Source organism: Roseateles sp. (assembly GCF_047654805.1).
GTDB lineage: Bacteria > Pseudomonadota > Gammaproteobacteria > Burkholderiales > Burkholderiaceae_C > Pelomonas.
In genome coordinates, this window is record NZ_JASGIV010000001.1 from 4,606,676 (window position 1) to 4,623,669 (window position 16,994).

13 protein-coding genes are annotated in these 16,994 nt (G+C 68.4%); 4 read left to right on the top strand and 9 right to left on the bottom strand.

Annotated elements, in window-relative coordinates; translation table 11 throughout:
* Nucleotides 1–72: 72 nt before the first annotated feature.
* From QM732_RS20710 to QM732_RS20725, 4 genes are all read left to right on the top strand, one after another.
* The gene (locus tag QM732_RS20710; RefSeq protein ID WP_415657982.1) at nucleotides 73–2,670 is read left to right on the top strand and encodes a hypothetical protein; all 2,598 of its coding nucleotides are present in this window, start codon (nucleotides 73–75) and stop codon (nucleotides 2,668–2,670) included.
* Nucleotides 2,671–2,680: 10 nt separating this feature from the next.
* Entirely contained in the window at nucleotides 2,681–4,744 is a 2,064-nt protein-coding gene (locus QM732_RS20715) for an ATP-dependent helicase (protein ID WP_415657983.1), read from the top strand.
* Nucleotides 4,745–4,850: 106 nt separating this feature from the next.
* Nucleotides 4,851–5,225, top strand: a complete 375-nt coding sequence (locus QM732_RS20720; RefSeq protein WP_415657984.1) for a hypothetical protein — start codon at nucleotides 4,851–4,853, stop codon at nucleotides 5,223–5,225.
* 140 nt (nucleotides 5,226–5,365) lie between these two features.
* Nucleotides 5,366–6,088: a PEP-CTERM sorting domain-containing protein gene (locus tag QM732_RS20725; RefSeq protein WP_415657985.1), complete on the top strand. Its 723-nt coding sequence runs from the start codon at nucleotides 5,366–5,368 to the stop codon at nucleotides 6,086–6,088.
* On the opposite strand, the gene QM732_RS20730 is transcribed toward QM732_RS20725, so the two are convergent.
* The 9 genes from QM732_RS20730 to atpG form a co-directional block, all read right to left on the bottom strand.
* The gene (locus tag QM732_RS20730) at nucleotides 6,085–7,593 is read right to left on the bottom strand and encodes an alkaline phosphatase D family protein (protein ID WP_415657986.1); all 1,509 of its coding nucleotides are present in this window, start codon (nucleotides 7,591–7,593) and stop codon (nucleotides 6,085–6,087) included. The genes QM732_RS20725 and QM732_RS20730 overlap by 4 nt on opposite strands.
* Nucleotides 7,594–7,611: 18 nt before the next feature.
* Nucleotides 7,612–9,681, bottom strand: coding sequence for a primosomal protein N' (locus QM732_RS20735; protein ID WP_415659424.1), 2,070 nt, complete (start codon nucleotides 9,679–9,681; stop codon nucleotides 7,612–7,614).
* Between the two features lie 328 nt (nucleotides 9,682–10,009).
* A complete protein-coding gene (gene hemE / locus QM732_RS20740) occupies nucleotides 10,010–11,089 on the bottom strand; it encodes a uroporphyrinogen decarboxylase (protein WP_415657987.1) in 1,080 nt (359 codons plus the stop codon).
* A gap of 39 nt (nucleotides 11,090–11,128) precedes the next feature.
* Nucleotides 11,129–11,977, bottom strand: a complete 849-nt coding sequence (locus QM732_RS20745) for a D-hexose-6-phosphate mutarotase (protein ID WP_415657988.1) — start codon at nucleotides 11,975–11,977, stop codon at nucleotides 11,129–11,131.
* Nucleotides 11,978–12,432: 455 nt separating this feature from the next.
* Nucleotides 12,433–13,497: a CsgG/HfaB family protein gene (locus tag QM732_RS20750; RefSeq protein ID WP_415657989.1), complete on the bottom strand. Its 1,065-nt coding sequence runs from the start codon at nucleotides 13,495–13,497 to the stop codon at nucleotides 12,433–12,435.
* The gene (locus QM732_RS20755; RefSeq protein ID WP_415657990.1) at nucleotides 13,472–13,858 is read right to left on the bottom strand and encodes a hypothetical protein; all 387 of its coding nucleotides are present in this window, start codon (nucleotides 13,856–13,858) and stop codon (nucleotides 13,472–13,474) included. The genes QM732_RS20750 and QM732_RS20755 overlap by 26 nt, the downstream gene beginning before the upstream one ends.
* A 257-nt stretch (nucleotides 13,859–14,115) precedes the next feature.
* A complete protein-coding gene (locus QM732_RS20760; protein WP_415657991.1) occupies nucleotides 14,116–14,529 on the bottom strand; it encodes a F0F1 ATP synthase subunit epsilon in 414 nt (137 codons plus the stop codon).
* Between the two features lie 132 nt (nucleotides 14,530–14,661).
* Complete coding sequence (atpD, locus tag QM732_RS20765; protein ID WP_415657992.1) at nucleotides 14,662–16,074, bottom strand: F0F1 ATP synthase subunit beta; 1,413 nt, start codon at nucleotides 16,072–16,074, stop codon at nucleotides 14,662–14,664.
* A gap of 43 nt (nucleotides 16,075–16,117) precedes the next feature.
* Entirely contained in the window at nucleotides 16,118–16,990 is an 873-nt protein-coding gene (gene atpG, locus QM732_RS20770) for a F0F1 ATP synthase subunit gamma (protein WP_415657993.1), read from the bottom strand.
* Nucleotides 16,991–16,994 lie beyond the last annotated feature (4 nt).

Consider the following 16,994-nt stretch of genomic DNA (forward strand, 5'->3'; position numbering starts at 1 on the left):
CCCGCCGCTGCTCACCGCGGCCACCGGCGCCATGACGATCGTCGGCGTCTGCGCCCCTGGGGGGCAACGCTGATGGCGGCCGTCGGCACCCCATCCGCCAGCACAGGCCTGCTGGGCCTGGGCCAGCTCCAGCTCACTCTGCCCGGCTCGCGGCTGCAATGGCTGGCACTGGCTGCGGGCCTGGGCCTGGGAGGCATCGGCGCCGAGCTGGCCTGGCACCACCCGCTGTCGGGCCCGCTGGCGCTCGCGGCCTGGGGTGCCGTGGCGCTGCTGGCGGCGCTGTTCTGGGTCAAGACCCCTCTGCTGCTCATGGCGCCGCTGCCGGTGCTCGGGCTGGCGCCCTGGAGCGGCTGGATCAGCTTCGAGGAGATGGACCTGCTCGTCACGGCCTGCGGCTGCGGCGGCTACCTCGCCTATGCGCTGCAGCTCAATGCGCGCGACCGGGCGCCGGCCTGGCGCCATGCCCTCGTCTATTCGCCCGCCGTCGTGGTGCTGATCCTGGCGCTGGCGCTGTCCGCGGCCTGGAGCATGAAGCGCGGCTTCGCCGACGCCGGCGGCTTCGTCTTCGGGTGGTTCCAGGGCTACCACGAGGCGATGAACTCCGTGCGCAACGCCAAGGCCATCTTCCTCGTGCTGGCCCTGCTGCCACTGTGGACGGCGGCAGCTGCGGCACGGCCCAAGGGTTTCTCGCGCGGCCTCTTGCTGGGTCTGGTGCTGGCGCTGGCGGGTGGCAGCGCCGCGGCGCTGTGGGAGCGGCTGGCTTACACGGGCCTGCTGGACTTCTCCACCGACTACCGTACGACCGCACTGTTCTGGGAGATGCACGTCGGCGGTGCCGCACTGGACGGCTTCCTCGTGCTGACCCTGCCGTTCGCGCTGCTGGCGCTGTTGCGCACGCGCTCGCCATGGCACTTCGGCGTGGGCCTGGCCATCGTGCTGCTGGCGGCCTATGCCTGCCTGACGACGTTCTCGCGCGGCGTCTACCTCGCACTGCCGCTGGGGCTGATTCCCATGGTGCTGCTGGCCGATGCGCAGCGCCGCCGCGCCGCGGCCCAGGGGGCGGAGAGCAGCCACATCGACAGCGGGCTGGGTGCCGTCGACGAGCCCATGCCGCGCGCCGCCAAGATCGGCGCCCTGGCCATGGCAGCGGCCTTCGCCCTCGCCGCGGCCCTCGTCTTTGGCGGCGGCGGCTACCGCGGCCTGCTGGCGCTGTTCTTTGTCATGGTGGTCCTGCTGACCATGCCGGCCAGCCTGTGGCTGCCGCCCGTGGGACAGCGCCTGACGGCGCTCGTCATGGGGGGGCTGCTCGCCCTGGTGCTTGGCGGCGCGAGCTGGGCGCTGTCGCTGGCCGTGCCCTATGCGGCCTATGTGCTCAACGCCGTTGCGCTGGCGTGCTGCGTGCTGCTGCGCTGGCGCGACGAGCCGGGTCAGGCAAGACCCGTCTACGTGCTGCTGGTGTCGACCTGCTGGTTCTGGCTGCTTGCCACCATGGTCATCGTCGCCGACTACTGGGGTGGCACGGCCGGTCGCTGGACGGCGCTGACCGCCGGCCTGGCGCTGGCAGGCATCTGGGCGGCGATGCTGCTGGAGCCGCGGCTGTGGCCCCTGCAAGGCGCCGGCAGCACCGGCAAGGCCGGCTGGCGCAAGCGCGCCCTGCTCGTGGCCGGCCTCCTGCTCGTCATGTCCATCGTGGCGGCGCTGGGCGGCGGGGCCTATCTGCGCGACCGCGTCGCCACCTGGAAGGAAGACGGCCAGACCCGACTGACGCACTGGCGCGAAGGCCTGAGGCTGCTGCACGGCGGGCAGCAATGGCTGCTCGGCAGGGGCTCGGGGCGCTTCGTGCCCAGCAACTTCTACGAAGGCCCGACCAGCGCGCAGATCGGGGACTATCGCCAGCGAACCGACGAGAACGGCGGAACCTATCTCGCGTTGACCGCGGGCCAGCACACCCAGAGCTACGGCGGGTTGTTCCGCGTCAGCCAACGCATCGCGCCCCCCGCGCCCGGGGCTGTCCAGGTCAGCCTCGTCGGCCGTGCGGCCGATGCCAACATCGCGCTGGAGATTTGCGAGAAGAACCTGCTCTACCCGGACAACTGCAGCAGCAGCCGGATCCTTCTGAAGCCACCGCAAGCCGATGAAGCCCAGCCCCCGGGCGGCTGGCAAACCAAGCACGCCAAGCTCGGACCGGTCCCGCGGCTGGGCGGAGACTGGTGGGCACCCCGCTTCGTGACCTTCTCGATGTCGCTGGACACCCGCGGCGGCCGCGTCGACATCGCCAGCATCGAGATGCAGGACGCGCAGGGCCGCCCGTTGCTGCGCAACGGTGACTTCAGCCATGAGATGGCGCACTGGTTCTTCTCGAGCGACCGCCATCACCTGCCCTGGCACATCAAGAACGCGGCCCTGCACGTGCTGTTCGAGCAGGGGCTGGTGGGCCTGGCCCTGCTGGGCGGGGCCTACCTGCTGGCTCTCGTGCGCCTGTCCTTCGGCCGCGGGCGCGACCATCCGCTCGCGCCCGCCATCGTCGCCGCGCTGATCGGCTTCGGCGTCGTGGGCGCCTTCGACAGCCTGCTGGACGCGCCGCGCATCGGCTTCATCTTCTTCACACTGCTGCTACTGGGCCTGGGGTTGAGAGCCCTGCCGGGAGAGGGCGTGGCGCGAGTGGCATGATGCGCGCCCCATGTCCTTCGCCCCGCCTTCCGCTGGCCTGAACCCGGCCCAGCTCGCCGCCGTACACCACCTGAGCGGCCCCTGCCTCGTCATCGCCGGCGCGGGCTCGGGCAAGACGCGCGTCATCACGACCAAGATCTGGCAGTTGCTGCAGTCCGGCTACCGCCCTGGCCAGATCGCGGCCATCACCTTCACCAACAAGGCCGCCCAGGAAATGCGCGAACGCGCCAAGGCGCTGGTGGGCAACAAGGCGGCCAGGGACCTGGCCATCTCGACCTTCCACAGCCTGGGCGTGCGGCTGCTGCGCGAGGAAGGCTCGCGCCTGGGGCTGAAGGAGCAGTTCTCCATCCTCGACAGCGACGACGTGCTCAACGTGCTGAAGGACGCCGGCGGCACGACCGACATGAACCAGGCACGGCGCTGGCAATGGACCATCTCGCTGTGGAAGAACCAGGGCCTGAACCCGGCCCAGGCCGCGCACGCGGCCCAGGACGACGACGAGCGCGCCGCCGCCGCCGTGATGGTGCGCTACCAGGAACGCCTGTCGGCCTACCAGGCGGTGGACTTCGACGACCTCATCACGCTGCCGCTGAAGCTGCTGACCGACGACGCCGAGGCGCGCACGAAATGGCAGGACAAGCTGCGCTATGTGCTGGTGGACGAGTACCAGGACACCAACGCCGTGCAGTACGAGCTGCTGAAGGCGCTGGTGGGCGAGCGCGGCATGTTCACGGCCGTGGGCGACGACGACCAGTCCATCTACGGCTGGCGAGGCGCCACCATCGAGAACCTCAAGCGCCTGCCCAACGACTACCCGGCCCTCAAGGTCATCCCGCTGGAGCAGAACTACCGCTCCACCGGCGCCATCCTGCGCGCGGCCAACCACGTCATCGCCGGCAACCCCAAGCTGTTCGAGAAGAAGCTGTGGAGCGAGTACGGCGATGGCGAACCCATCGCGCTGCTGGAGGCTGACGGCGAGGAGCATGAAGCCGAGCGCGCCGTCGCGCGCATCCAGCAACTGCGCGCCGACGGCAAGGGGCCGGCCTTCAAGGACTTCGCCATCCTCTACCGCGCCAACCATCAGGCCCGCGTCTTCGAGCAGGCGCTGCGCCGCGCGCAGATCCCCTACAAGGTCTCCGGAGGCCAGAGCTTCTTCGACAAGGCCGAGATCAAGGACTTGTGTGCCTGGTTGCGGCTGCTCGTCAACCAGGACGACGACCCCGCCTTCTTGCGCGCCATCACGACGCCCAAGCGCGGCATCGGCCACACGACGCTCGGCGCGCTCAGCACCTTCTCGGCGCAGTGGAAGTGCAGCATGTTCGAGGCCCTCTTCTCCGAGAGCCTGGCCACGGCGGTCACCGCCCGGGCGCTGGCCGGCCTGCACGAGTTCGGGCGCGCCGTGAACGAGCTGCAGTACCGCGCCAAGCACACCGAGGGCCACACCGCCGCCCACGCGCTGCTGATGGAGTGGCTGAAGGACATCGGCTACGAAGCCCACCTGCTCGACAACGAGGAGAACGAGAAGGTGGCCCAGGCGCGCTGGGCAAACGTGCTGGACTTCGTCGACTGGGTGTCCAAGCGCTGCGGCGGCCAGCACAGCGAGGAAGGCGGCGTCAGCTTCACCGAACCCAAGCAGAGCGTGCTGGACGTGGCGCAGACCATCTCCGTCATCCTGTCGCTGGCCGAGCGCGGCGACGAGCAGGATCAAGTCACGCTGACGACACTGCACGCATCCAAGGGCCTGGAGTGGCCGCACGTGGTGCTGGCCGGCGTCAACGAGGGCCTGCTGCCCTTCAAGCGCGAGGAGGCCGAGCTGACGGCCGAGGCACTCCAGGAGGAACGGCGCTTGATGTACGTCGGCATCACCCGCGCACGCACGACGCTGGCGGTGTCGACGTTGCGCAGACGTAAAAAAGGCCGCGACACCGTCGTGGGCATTCCCAGCCGATTCCTTGCCGAGATGAAGCTGAACGAGGGCAGCACCCGCGAGGATCCCCGCGAGAAGCTCAAGCGCATGCGTGAGGAGCTGGCTGCCAAGGCCGCCGCGCGGGCATCCTCTGAAGGTCAAGCCTGAATCGCTCATTCGCGGGGGTCCCCCACGTGCGCGTGAAGTCTTCACATCCCAGTCGCGCTAGGCTGCGAACAATGCGTTCTGCCCTTCTTTTCCATGGTGAGCCCGCATGAAAGCCCTGCTCCTCGCTGCTGCCCTCGCTGCCCTCAGTTCCTTCGCCCTGGCTGGTGCCACGCGCGATGAACACCCGCAGGCCGCAGTGGACAAAACGGCGGCCGGCGTGATCGCCGATGCCAGCCGGCTGGGCTCGGCCAGCCTGACCTCGCTGAACGGCAACGGCGCCCCCTGGGCTTCGCAGAACCGCCAGGCCGAGGCCGATTTCGACAGCCCCGCGCCCGAGGTGGACACCGGCACCCTGCTCATCGCCCTCGGCGTGCTGGCCGTGGCGGTGGCCCGTCCGGTCACCCGTGCACTGCGCCGCCAGGAGCAGCACCGCCGCGCCACGGCGCTGGCCAGCACCCTGGGCCAGCCCCCGCGCAGCTGAAGAAGCCGCCACGGTGAATTGCGTCACGAGCCGGGCACCGGCCTGAGGGGGGTTGTTTTCGCGGGCGTGAAGTCTGCACCCGGCGCCGGGCAAGCGAGGCCGAAGAATCACGGCCATCCGCAACGCCTATCGGTCCGCCCATGAAACGCACGCTGCCCCTGGTCGCCCTCGCCACGCTGCTGAGCGCCGGCACCCATGCCATCGCCACGCCCGTCACCACCAGCAACCTGCTCGTCAACGGCGGCTTCGAGAGCGTCGTCCTGGCTGGCGGCACCTGGGTCAATGTCGCGGCGATGCCCGGCTGGACCTGGCTGGGCGGCCCCGGCAGCGGCTTCGAGATCCGCAACAACGTCGCCGGCCAGGCCCAGGAAGGCAGCAACTTCATCGAGCTGGACACCACCGGCAACACGCTGATCGGCCAGTACCTGGACAACCTCGCTGCTGGCGCCTCCTACGACCTGAGCTTCTGGTACTCGCCGCGCGTGTTCCAGCCCGCGTCGACCAATGGCATCCAGGTGTACTGGAACGGCGTGCAGCTCGGCGGGACGCTGACGGGCGACGGCGGCAGCGACAACGACTGGACGCTGCACCAATACCGGCTGACGGCCCAGGCCGGTCGCAACCTGCTGAGCTTCGCGGCCGTCGGCAGCAGCGACAGCCTGGGTGGCAACCTCGACAACGTCAGCCTGACGAGCCACGTCCCCGAACCCGGCACGCTGGCCCTGACGCTCGCCGCCCTGGCGGGCTGCCTGCTGCTGCCGGCGTCGCTGCGCCGCCGCGCCGAAGCGCGCCGCGCCCAGGCGCTGGCGGCCGCGCTGGCCGCACCCGTGCCGGCGGGCTGCCGCGGCGCGGACAGGGGCTAGGCCGGCAGCACGCCGGCGCGGCCGGGCGACACGACGAAATTCGCCGTCGTGCTGATGCCGCTGTCGAGCTTCAGTGCGTCGTCCAGGACCCGCACAGCGGCCCGCAGGCCGTCGCGCGCATCCAGTTGGAAGGCCATGTAGCCACGCTGGTCGTTGCGCGCGTAGTGCAGGTGCGGGTTCAGCGTCCGCAGGCCATCCAGCGATCGCTGCCCGCCCCAGCTCGTGATGGAGCTGCCGCAGAACTCGCTCGCCACGGTCGGCGAGTCCGGGTCGTCGAAGTCCGCCTTCAGGTCCGCCACGACATGGCTGTGCACGTCGCCTCCCAGCACCACGACGTTGGGCACCTGGCGCTGGCGCACCTCGGCCAGCAGCCGGTTGCGGGCAGGCGCATATCCATCCCAGCCGTCGGTCCAGTAGGTGGGCTCCTTGGCACTGCGGTTCATGCGCGCCATCAGCGTCTGCTGCGCCACCAGGTTCCAGCGGCCGGGCGTCACGTCCCAGCCCTCGGCCAGCCAGCGCTCCTGCGCCGCACCGAGCAGCGTGCGCCGGGGATCCAGCAGCTCCGGGCATTCGCGCAACGGCAGCGTATTGCTGCCGTACTTGTCCGCCTTGGTGCACAGCTGGGGATCGCGGTACTGGCGGTCGTCCAGCGCATGGATGACCGCCAGCCGCCCCCAGGCGTTGCGGCCGTGCATGCGCATGTCCACGCCCCGCGGTCGCCAGGCCTTGGGCAGCGGCTGGTGCTCCCAATAGGCCTGGTAGGCCGCCGCACGACGGGCGGGAAAGTCCTGCGCGATCTTCTCTCCGCGCAGCCCGGCGTAGTCGTTCTCCACCTCGTGGTCGTCCCAGACGAACAGCCATGGCACGGCGGCATGCATGGCCTGCAAGGCGGGGTCGGACTTGTACTGCGCATACCGCGCGCGGTACTGGGGCAGCGTGACCGCCGCGCCCCCCTCGACGCTGCGCACGCGGCCCGGCGCAGCCCCGTACTCGTAGATGTAGTCGCCGAGGAACATGACCAGATCCAGCTCCTCGGCCAGCATGTGGCGCCAGGCGGCGAAGAAGCCATGGTCCCAGCGCTGGCAGCTGGCAATGGCAAAACGCAGCGGCTCCAGCGCGTCCGCCGCCGGCGCGGTACGCGTGCGGCCGGCCGTGCTGCGCTGGCCCAGCGCCTCGAAGCGGTACCAGTACCAGCGTCCCGGCCTGAGGCCGACGGGCTCGGCGTGCACGCTGTGCGCCCAACCGGCTTCGGCCGTCTCGGTGCCCGAGGCCACGAGGCGGCGGAAGGTCTCGTCCTCGGCCACCTCCCAGCGCACCTCCACGCGGGCCGGCAGGTCGACGCCAGTCAGGCGCGTCCACAGCACCATGCCCTCGGCGCTAGGGTGGCCCGAGGCGATGCCAAGCGCGAAGCGCGGCGACGCGTCGGCACGCGCATGGCGCAGCAGGCCAGGCGCAAGGCCCGCGGCCAATGACAGTTGCAGCAGGTGGCGGCGATGGGTATGCATCGCCGCATTGTGGATGCCTCAGATCGCCAACGGGTCCACGTCCACGGCCCAGCGCAGCACGGCCCGGAACTCCGAGGAGCGCTCGCGCTTGAGCGCCAGCAGTTCCGGCACCCAGCCGCGCAGGAAGGCCTGCAGCCGCGCACGCTGCGTGGCCTCCACCAGCATCTGCATGCGCTCCACGTCGGCCACCCGCGCCACAGCGTGGGGCACCGGGGGGTAGACCAGCACGCCATCGTCGCGGGCCAGCGCCGCCGCCGCGTCGAGGAATGCCTTGGCCGCCTCGACCGTGCGCGCCTCGGCGCGCAGCAGCGCCAGGTGCGAGAACGGCGGCAAGCCCGCCGAGCGGCGCTCGGCGAGCTGGTTGCTGGCAAAGCGTGCGTAGTCGTGCTGCGCCAGCGCCTGGTACAGGGCATGGTCGCGGTGCCAGGTCTGCACCCACATCTCGCTTTGGCCCTCGCCCGCCGCGTCGCGGCCGGCGCGGCCACCGGCCTGCATCAGCAAGGCGAAGAGCCGTTCGGGCGCCCGAAAGTCGCTGCTGAACAGCGCGCCGTCCGGGTTGACGGCCGCGACGAAGCGGATGCGGCGGAAGTCGTGGCCCTTGGTGATCATCTGCGTGCCCACGAGGATGTCCACCTCGCCGTCGTGCACGGCCTGCAGCTGCGCCTCCAGCTCGCCCTTGCGGCGCGTGGAGTCGGCATCGATGCGCAGCACGCGCGCGTCCGGCAGCGCTTCGGCAAGCTGCTCCTCCAGCCGCTCCGTGCCGCGGCCGATGGGCGCGATGTCATGGTTGCCGCAATTGGGGCAGGCGCGCGGCACGCGCTCGGTGAAGCCGCAGTGGTGGCAGCGCAGCGTGCGGTCGCGCTTGTGGAAGACGCGCCAGGCGCTGCAGTGCGGGCAGTCGCTCTTCCACTGGCATTCGCCGCAATGCAGCACCGGCGCGTAGCCGCGGCGGTTCAGGAACACGAGGCTCTGCTCACCGCGCTCCAGCCGCTCCTTCAGCGCTGCCAGCAGCGGCGCGGTCAGCGCGGTCGTGGCACCGGGGCTGGGCGGCAAGGCCTTCATGTCGAACAGCCTCACCTTGGGCAGGGCGCCGCCGCCGATGCGGGTGGCCAGCGTCAGGCGCTCATACCGGCCGCTCTCGGCGTGCTGCCAGCTCTCCAGCGACGGCGTGGCCGAGCCCAGCACGACCGGGATCTTCAGGTCGTGCGCGCGCCAGACCGCCAGGTCGCGCGCCGAGTAGCGTGCCCCATCCTGCTGCTTGTACGAAGGATCGTGCTCCTCGTCGACGACGATCAGCCCGAGCCCTGGCAGCGACGCAAACACCGCCAGCCGCGTGCCCAGCACCAGGCGCGCGCGCCCCAGGTGGGCGGCCAGCCAGTTCTGCAGGCGCTGGGCCGGCGTCAGCGCGCTGTGCAGCGACACGATGGCCAGCGGCTCGGGCAGCAGTGCCGCGAAGCGCTCGGTGAAGCGGGCCTCCAGCTGCGGCGTCAGGTTGATCTCGGGCACCAGCACCAGCACCTGGCGGCCGGCGGCCAGCGCGGCCTCGGCCGCGCGCAGATAGACCTCGGTCTTGCCGCTGCCGGTGACGCCGAACAGCAGCAGCGGCTTGAGCGCGCCACCGGCGATCTGGCCCTGGATGGCGGCGACCGCCCCGGCCTGCTCGGGCGCCAGCTCGGGCCTGAGGGGCTCGGGCGGATCGGCAGCTCGCGCTGCCTTGCGTTCCAGCTTGCGCAGCCGCGCCGCCAACTGCTCGGGCGACAGCTCACGCAGTTGCGGCGGCAGCACCGAACTGGCCAACTCACCGACGCTGCGCTGGTAGTAGCCGGCGGCAAAGTCCAGCAACCGGCACCAGTCGGCGCCCAACGGCGCCAGCGCGTCAAACACCGCGGCCACCGGCCTCAGCGCGACGTCGGGCGCCGCGCCGCCCCCGCCCGGCCAGACCACCCCCAGCAACTCGCGCTTGCCGAGCGGCACCCGCACCAAGGTGCCCGATGCGAGCGCCTGCTCACTGGCGTAGTCAAGCGGGCCGCTCAGGCCGCTGTGCTGAGGCGCATCCACGGCGACGTGCACCGTCATGGGGCCGCCCATGTCAGCCACGCGCAGCTCCGTGCTTCTTGTGAAGCGATGGCTCAGCAAGCGACCGCAAGTTCATGATTCTTAAAGGCTCTTGGGTTGCCCACAATTTCTGTGGATAAGTTTGTGAGCAAATCGCCCGGCAGCGGCTGGCAACGCGCCCTGGCTGCCCGAGCCACCGCACCGGGGCCCGCGGCGGTGTTTTTCGAAGCTCCTTTGAAATCAAACACTTAGGAATGACTCGGGAAAACTCTTAGCTGCGCCGCATCAAAATCCGCCAGCCGTGCCCGCATCCCGATATTTGGGGATAAGTCGGCCGCCAAGTGCGGTGCCGGAAGCCTCGTCAGGGCGTCGCGCGCAGCCTGCGGGAGTGGCTGTGCACCTCGTCCACCAGCGCGGTCACGCTCTCGGGCGGCGTGAACTGGCTGATGCCGTGGCCCAGGTTGAAGACATGGCCGCTGCCCGCCGCGGGACGGCCGAAGCTGTCCAGCACGGCGCGCACCTGCGCGCGCACGGCTTCGGGCGGCGCGAAGAGCACATTGGGGTCGAGATTGCCCTGCAGCGCAACGCGGTCGCCCACGCGGGCGCGCGCCGCGCCGAGGTTCACCGTCCAGTCCAGGCCCACCACGTCAGCGCCGGCGCCGGCGATCTCGTCCAGCCACAGGCCACCACCCTTGGTGAACAGGATGCGCGGGATGCGCTGGCCTTCGTGCTCGGTCTTGACTGCAGCAAGCACCTGGCGCGAGTACGCCAGGCTGAACTGCTGGAAGGCCCCATCGGCCAGCACGCCGCCCCAGGAGTCGAACAGCATGACGGCCTGGGCGCCGGCCGCGATCTGCGCGTTCAGATAGGCCGCCACCGAGCGCGCGTTCACGTCCAGGATGCGGTGCATCAGGTCCGGGCGCGCATACATCAGGCTCTTGACGAGCCGGTAGTCGTCCGAGCCGCCGCCCTCCACCATGTAGCAGGCCAGCGTCCAGGGGCTGCCCGAGAAGCCGATCAGGGGCACGCGGCCGTTCAAGGCGCGGCGGATGGACGTGACCGCGTCGAAGACGTAGCGCAGCTTGTCCATGTCGGGCACCTGCAGCGCCGCGACGGCGGCCTCGTCGCGCACCTGTTTGGCGAACTTGGGGCCTTCGCCCTGCTGGAAGCTCAGGCCCAGGCCCATCGCGTCCGGCACGGTGAGGATGTCGCTGAACAGGATGGCCGCGTCCAGCGGGTAGCGCTCCAGCGGTTGCAGCGTCACCTCGGTGGCGTAGTCGGTGTTGGTCGCCAGCCCCATGAAGCTGCCGGCCTTCTCGCGCGTGGCGCGGTACTCCGGCAGGTAGCGGCCGGCCTGGCGCATCAGCCAGACGGGCGTGTGGTCGGTGGGCCGGCGCAGGCAGGCGCGCAGGAAGGTGTCGTTTTGCAGCGGGGCGAACATCGACGGATTATCGGCCGCACCCCGGCGCCGGCGTCTGACTCAGAGCAAGGCCAGGCTCTGCCGCCCCACCCAGCTCTCGCCCGCCTGCAGCTCGACGGGCCGGCCGATGCTGGCCGCCTCCACGCAGAGCATCTCGCTCCAGCCCTCGGGCGGCATGTCGGCCAGTTTGGCGCAGCGCTCGGGGCCGGGGTTCCAGACCACGGCGTCGTCGAAGCCCTGCTGCGTGACGAGCACCTGGCGGCGGTCCTCGGCCACCAGCAGCGGCCGCTCCTTGACGCCGAAGTAGATGCGGTCCAGGTCCAGCACCCCCTTCTCGCCGGTCAGCAGCAGATCCATGCGCTGCAGCGCCTCGGCCTGCTTGACGCTGTCGAAATAGCGCAGGCCGGCCAGCCCCTCGACACTGACCGCGTCCAGGTCCGCCACGCGCAGGTAGGTGTGCAGCGCAGCGGTGAACTGCAGCGGGGCATCGCCCGGGTTCTCGCACGCCAGCTCGACGTCCAGGCTGCGGCCGCTCACGCGCACGCTCAGCTCCAGCTCGAACGCATGGGGCCAGAGCTTGCGCGTCTCGTCACTGTCACGCAGGCGCAGCACAGCCAGCGCGTCGTCCTTGCCCTGCTCCTGGCTGACCAGCTCCCAGGGCAGGACGCGTGCAAAGCCGTGCTTGGGCAGCGGGCCGCGCTCGGCGAATTGCGGGAAGCACACCGGCACGCCGCCGCGGATGGCCTTGCCGGGCGTGAACTCGCTGCAGGGGGACAGGTAGAGCTGCTCGGGCGCGCCGGCGGGCTGCCAGGACAGCAGGTGGCCGCCTTGCAAAGACAGTGAAGCGGCAGCGCCATCGGGCGCTGTCAGCACAACGATGTCAGAGCCATAGTCGCCGGAGGAAAGCATAAATTCGGTGTTGAGGGGAGTCCTTCAAAGAACCCCATGAACATAAGGCCCGGCATCCACGCTGCATGCCTGGAACCCGCCAACCTAGAATTGTCAGTCATCGCGGTGTGCCCTTCGGCATACCGCACAAGCGGTTCGACATCCTGGCTGCGACACCTTCAACCGGTAAGCCTCTTCACTGGCAAGCGAATGACCTGCCCCTGACTGGGCACCGGAGCGTGTTCTGTGAACTGCGGGGCAGCACATTGAAGCGGCGCCGCAGGTGACCTTGCTTGGTGTCACCCACCGCGAACTGCGACTGTGCGCCGTTCTGGGCGACGAACTCGAGGGCCAGAGTGCTCTTCATCAGGCCATCAAATGGAAAACGGCAGGCACAGGGCCCGCCGCTCCATATCTCGAATCGCCAGGTGCCTTAGATTGCTCAAGCTGAGCAACTCAAGGCGCCCCGCGCATATTCAACCACCAGTCTTTGGTGTCGTCGAGGTCGATGACTTAGCCGCCGGCTTGGCTGCTGGCTTGGCCGCCGGCTTCGGCGCGGCCTTGGGTGCCGGCGCAGGCGCTGCAGCTGCGTCCACTTCCTTGGAGGCGGCTGTCGAGCCCCCCTGAACGCCCAGGCGACCACCCGTGCCCAGGCCACCCTTCACGGTTTGCGCCTTGTAGTTGCGCAGCGCCTTGACCATCTGGTTGAACGAGTCAGCAAAGGCGGCAACGATGACCTTGCCTTGCGGGGTCTTCGCATAGGCGCTGCCACCGAGCGCACCGCCGCCCAGGAAGCTGAAGCCACCAACCCCAAAATCGAAATTCTTGGCCGTGCCTTCGGATGCCGAAATCTGCACGCCAGATCGGTTGTCCACCAGCAGCAGCGTCGTCGACGCCTCGTTCTTGCTGACGCTTGCTGCCACAGCCGTCAGCAACCCGATGGCGCCCGTGCCAAAGCCCCCACCGCCGCCGCCAGTCTTGCCGGAGAACTGGATCTCCGGGCTCAGGGTGTAATCCGCAGCCACGATCTGGCCTTGCCCGAAATTGCTGCCGGAACGGCTCTCACCTGATTGCATCAACGCACGCTCGCGCTCCATGTTGGCGAACGCCTTGCCACGCTCAACGACGACGAAGCAATTGCTTTGCTGGACCATCAGGCGCAACACCGGGATGGTGGAACCCAACTGATGTTCACGCAGTTGGAACCACCAGGGTGCTTGTGTGTCCTCCTGAAGCGCGATGGTGCCCAGCGTCTCATCGCAGCGCTCCAACTGATTGTTCTGGTTCTCGGCCTGGGCGCCGCCTGCGGCGCCGGAAACCGTGCCCTTGTCTTCACCCATTTTCGGCGCCGTCGCCAGGCAACCAGCCAGCAGTAGCGGACTGAGGAATAGACCGGTGGTGCGCGCGGCACGGACTGCGCTGTTCAATGCTGTCATGTAAATGCTCCTGGTGTGCAAGCGTTCTGAAGGGTAACGCCAAGTGAAGTAGAGCGAAGGTCCAACGCCTTCTTTTCTTTCAATCTCCGGGTGTGGCAGGCGCAATGCCGTAGTAGCCCCCCACCGTCTGGCCGTGGGGATTGCCAATCCAGATGTTGGTGCCGAAGACGTCCGTGCAACCACCCCAGGTAATCTCTGACGAGTGGATCGCTTCATTGCGTGTCTGGGTGTAGACAGTGACGGAACTTTCCGAGGGGCCAATGCTGTAGCAGACCCGAGCCCACACGGCGCGAGGCGCAGACATCAATACCGCAACGGACGATTCAGTCTGACCATCAGAGGCTTTGGCCATCCACTTCGTGCCCCGGTTCGGCCCAGGGTTGTAACTGAACACATAAGGCACCTGAGCCAGCACTGCTACAGACAGCATGCTCATCAGGCCAAAGAACACGTACTTGAAGTTCATAGAACCCTCCGTTGAAGCCACCCCACTGCGAACCATGGGGCGGAATCGGCAAGCCCGCAATGCTACGTGTGCTGCGCGAAGGAGTCACGGTGTCCGATGAGCAATATTCCCCATTCGAAATCCAGGGCTCTCCGTGTCTGCAATCCGGTCCATCGCAGCACCGCGACCGGCGGCGTCCGGAAATGGAAATGGGCGACAGAGTGATCTGCCGCCCACCTCATATGCGCTCGCCTCAAAGAAGCGGCTCTGTCTGTGACCTATTTCTTCAGGAACTTGCGCAGCGCCGCGATCTGCGCGGCCTGGATGGCCAGCTCGCTCTGGATGGCGGCCTGGTCCAGCTTGTCCTTGGCGTTGCGCAGCGATTCCTCGGCCGCCTTCTTCGCTTCCACCGCCTTGGCCTCGTCGAGGTCCTTACCGCGGATGGCGGTGTCGGCCAGCACGGTCACGCGGTTCGGCTGCACCTCGAGGATGCCACCGGCGACGAAGACGAACTCTTCATTGCCATCGGCCAGCTCGATACGCACGGCGCCCGGCTTGATGCGGGTGATGAGCGGCGTGTGCTTGGGCAGGATGCCAAGCTCACCGGACTCGCCCGGCAGGGCGACGAACTTGGCCTCGCCGGAGAAGATCTGCTCCTCGGCGGAGACCACGTCGACGTGGAGGGTTGCCATGTTCAATCTTCCTTAGCGAATGTTGAAGAAGGTTCAGTAAGCGAGCAGTCGGGTGCCAGGCTAGGCGCCGCGCGGAGCTGGACTCGCGTCCAGCGAGCACGGCAACGACGCATGGCGCCCGAGTGCGAAGTCTTACTGAATCTTCTTCGCCTTTTCGAAGGCCTCGTCGATCGTGCCGACCATGTAGAAGGCCTGCTCCGGCAGCGCGTCGCACTCGCCGTTGACGATCATCTTGAAGCCGCGGATGGTTTCCTTCAGCGGCACGTACTTGCCCGGCGTGCCCGTGAACACTTCGGCGACGTGGAAGGGCTGCGACAGGAAGCGCTGGATCTTGCGGGCGCGGGCCACGGCCAGCTTGTCTTCCGGCGACAGTTCGTCCATGCCCAGGATGGCGATGATGTCGCGCAGTTCCTTGTAGCGCTGCAGCACCTGCTGCACGGCACGGGTCGTCGAGTAGTGCTCTTCGCCGACGACGTTGGGGTCGATCTGGCGGCTGGTGGAGTCCAGCGGGTCGACGGCGGGGTAGATGCCCAGCGCGGCGATGTCACGCGACAGCACGACGGTGGCGTCCAAGTGGGCGAAGGTCGTGGCAGGCGACGGGTCGGTCAGGTCGTCCGCAGGGACGTAGACGGCCTGGATGGACGTGATCGAGCCGACCTTGGTCGACGTGATGCGCTCCTGCAGGCGACCCATTTCCTCGGCCAGCGTCGGCTGGTAGCCCACGGCGGAGGGCATGCGGCCCAGCAGTGCGGACACTTCGGTACCGGCCAGCGTGTAGCGGTAGATGTTGTCCACGAAGAACAGCACGTCACGGCCTTCGTCACGGAAGGACTCGGCGATGGTCAGGCCGGTCAGCGCCACGCGCAGACGGTTGCCCGGGGGCTCGTTCATCTGGCCGTAGACCATGGCGACCTTGGAGTCTTCGAGCTTCTCCTGCACGACGACGCCGGAGTCCGACATCTCGTGATAGAAGTCGTTGCCCTCGCGGGTACGCTCACCCACGCCGGCGAACACGGACAGCCCGCTGTGCGCCTTGGCGATGTTGTTGATGAGCTCCATCATGTTCACGGTCTTGCCGACACCGGCGCCGCCGAACAGGCCCACCTTGCCGCCCTTGGCGAACGGGCAGATCAGGTCGATCACCTTGATGCCGGTTTCCAGCAGGTCCTGCGACGGGCTCAGCTCGTCATAGGCCGGGGCCGTGCGGTGGATGGAGGCGGTCAGCTCGGAAGCGACCGGGCCGCGCTCGTCGATGGGGTTGCCCAGCACGTCCATGATGCGGCCCAGCGTGGCCTTGCCCACCGGCACCTGGATGGTGTCGCCGGTGTTGTAGACCTGGGTGCCGCGGCGCAGGCCGTCGGACGAACCCAGCGCAATGGTGCGGACCACGCCGTCGCCCAGCTGCTGCTGGACTTCCAGCGTCAGGGCCGAGCCTTCCATCTTCAGGGCGTCGTAGACCTTGGGCATCTGGTCGCGGGGGAATTCCACGTCCACGACGGCGCCGATGCACTGAACGATCTTGCCTTGGGCTTGAGTGTTAGCCATTTGTGCGTTCCTTCAATTCAAATCTTGTGCGTGCCGAACTCGATCAACCCACAGCGGCGGCGCCGCTGACGATCTCGGAGAGTTCCTTCGTGATGGCGGCCTGGCGGGTCTTGTTGTAGACCAGCTTCAGCTCGCCAATCAGCGTGCCGGCGTTGTCGGTCGCGGCCTTCATGGCCACCATGCGGGCGGATTGCTCGCTGGCCATGTTCTCGGCGACGGCCTGGAAGACCAGGGCCTCCGAGTAGCGCACCAGCAGCTCGTCAATGACGGTAGCGGCGTCCGGCTCGTAGATGTAGTCCCACGCATGGCCGGCCTTCTCCGTGGCCATGTCGTCGGCCTTCAGCGGCAGCAGCTGCTGAACGACGACCTCCTGCTTCATCGTGTTGATGAACTTGGTGTAGCAGAGGTACACGGCCGAGAGCTTGCCTGCGGCATAGGCGTCGAGCAGCACCTTGACGGGGCCGATCAGCGTCTCGATGTGCGGCTGGTCGCCCAGTTGCGTGGCGTGAGCCACGACCTTGGCGCCGACGCGGTTCATGAAACCGAAGCCCTTGCCGCCGATAGCGACGACGTCGGCCTTCTGGCCCGCAGACTCCAGATCCTTGAGCTTGGCCGTGGCCGCGCGCAGCAGGTTGGTGTTGAGACCACCGCACAGGCCCTTGTCCGTCGTGACGACGACCATGCCGGCTGCCGTCGCCTTCTCGTTCTTCACGAGGAAGGGGTGGCGGTACTCGGGGTTGGCCTGGGCCAGGGCGGCCGCGATGTTGCCGATCTTCTCGGCGTAGGGGCGGGCCGAGCGCATCCGTTCCTGCGCCTTGCGCATCTTGGACGCGGCGACCATCTCCATCGCCTTGGTGATCTTCTTGGTGTTCTCGACCGACTTGATCTTGCCGCGGATTTCTTTGCTTGAAGCCATTCGA

Bases quoted from the DNA above. Each gene is read 5' to 3' on its own strand.
- QM732_RS20735 (WP_415659424.1), bottom strand. From the start codon at position 9,681: ATGGGCGGCCCCATGACGGTGCACGTCGCCGTGGATGCGCCTCAGCAC.
- atpD (WP_415657992.1), bottom strand. From the start codon at position 16,074: ATGGCTAACACTCAAGCCCAAGGCAAGATCGTTCAGTGCATCGGCGCC.
- QM732_RS20730 (WP_415657986.1), bottom strand. From the start codon at position 7,593: ATGCATACCCATCGCCGCCACCTGCTGCAACTGTCATTGGCCGCGGGC.
- atpG (WP_415657993.1), bottom strand. From the start codon at position 16,990: ATGGCTTCAAGCAAAGAAATCCGCGGCAAGATCAAGTCGGTCGAGAAC.
- QM732_RS20745 (WP_415657988.1), bottom strand. From the start codon at position 11,977: ATGCTTTCCTCCGGCGACTATGGCTCTGACATCGTTGTGCTGACAGCG.
- hemE (WP_415657987.1), bottom strand. From the start codon at position 11,089: ATGTTCGCCCCGCTGCAAAACGACACCTTCCTGCGCGCCTGCCTGCGC.
- QM732_RS20755 (WP_415657990.1), bottom strand. From the start codon at position 13,858: ATGAACTTCAAGTACGTGTTCTTTGGCCTGATGAGCATGCTGTCTGTA.
- QM732_RS20715 (WP_415657983.1), top strand. From the start codon at position 2,681: ATGTCCTTCGCCCCGCCTTCCGCTGGCCTGAACCCGGCCCAGCTCGCC.
- QM732_RS20760 (WP_415657991.1), bottom strand. From the start codon at position 14,529: ATGGCAACCCTCCACGTCGACGTGGTCTCCGCCGAGGAGCAGATCTTC.
- QM732_RS20720 (WP_415657984.1), top strand. From the start codon at position 4,851: ATGAAAGCCCTGCTCCTCGCTGCTGCCCTCGCTGCCCTCAGTTCCTTC.
- QM732_RS20725 (WP_415657985.1), top strand. From the start codon at position 5,366: ATGAAACGCACGCTGCCCCTGGTCGCCCTCGCCACGCTGCTGAGCGCC.
- QM732_RS20710 (WP_415657982.1), top strand. From the start codon at position 73: ATGGCGGCCGTCGGCACCCCATCCGCCAGCACAGGCCTGCTGGGCCTG.